Source organism: Albidovulum salinarum (assembly GCF_025673475.1).
Taxonomy (GTDB): Bacteria; Pseudomonadota; Alphaproteobacteria; order Rhodobacterales; family Rhodobacteraceae; genus Albidovulum; species Albidovulum salinarum.
The window spans coordinates 1-1205 of sequence record NZ_JAOVQO010000064.1; the positions used below are offsets into that span (position 1 = coordinate 1).

1 protein-coding gene is annotated in these 1205 nt (G+C 64.6%); it reads left to right on the forward strand.

Features of this window, described 5'->3' with window-relative positions; all coding sequences use genetic code 11:
• Nucleotides 1-12: 12 nt before the first annotated feature.
• Nucleotides 13-1205, forward strand: a 1193-nt coding sequence (locus OEZ60_RS22115) for a formate--tetrahydrofolate ligase (RefSeq protein ID WP_263341032.1), incomplete at its 3' end; no start/stop codon positions are given.

Here is a 1205-nt window from a genome sequence, read left to right on the forward strand (position 1 = left end):
GAGACAGAGAAGATGGCGTTCAAGACGGATATTGAGATTGCGCGCGAGGCGCAGAAGCGTCCGATCATGGAGATTGGAGAGAAGCTGGGGATCCCGGCGGAGCATCTTCTGCCGTATGGTCATGACAAGGCGAAGGTGAGCCAGGAGTTCATCCGGTCGCTGGAGGGCGGGAAGGACGGCAAGCTGATCCTGGTGACGGCGATCAACCCGACGCCTGCGGGCGAGGGCAAGACGACGACGACGGTTGGTCTTGGCGACGGTCTGAACCGGATCGGCAAGAAGGCGGTGATCTGCATCCGCGAGGCCTCTCTCGGGCCGAACTTCGGGATGAAGGGCGGGGCTGCCGGTGGCGGCTATGCCCAGGTGGTGCCGATGGAGGAGATGAACCTCCACTTCACCGGCGACTTCCACGCGATCACGTCGGCCCACAACCTTCTGTCGGCGATGATCGACAACCACATCTACTGGGGCAACGCGCTGGAGATCGACACCCGCCGGGTCAGCTGGCGCCGGGTGATGGACATGAACGACCGGGCGCTCAGGCAGATCAACGTGTCGCTCGGCGGGGTGGCGAACGGCTTCCCGCGCGAGGCGGGCTTCGACATCACGGTGGCCTCGGAAGTGATGGCGATCCTGTGTCTCGCGAAGGATCTTGGTGACCTGCAGAAGCGCCTTGGCGACATCGTGGTGGCCTACCGGCGCGACAAGTCGCCGGTCTATGCCCGCGACATCAAGGCCGACGGGGCGATGACGGTGCTCCTGAAGGACGCGATGCAGCCAAACCTGGTGCAGACCTTGGAGAACAACCCGGCCTTCGTGCATGGCGGCCCGTTCGCCAACATCGCGCATGGCTGCAACTCGGTGATTGCGACGAAGACCGCGCTGAAGCTCGGCGACTACGTTGTGACCGAGGCGGGCTTCGGCGCCGATCTGGGGGCCGAGAAGTTCTTCGACATCAAGTGCCGCAAGGCGGGTCTGAAGCCGGCGGCGGCGGTGATCGTGGCGACGGTCCGGGCGATGAAGATGAACGGCGGGGTGGCGAAGGCCGATCTCGGCGGCGAGAACGTGGACGCGGTGAAGAAGGGCTGCCCGAACCTCGGCCGCCACATCGCCAACGTGAAGTCGTTCGGCGTGCCGGTGGTTGTGGCGATCAACCACTTCTACTCGGACACCGATGCCGAGGTGGCGGCGGTGAAGGCCTATGT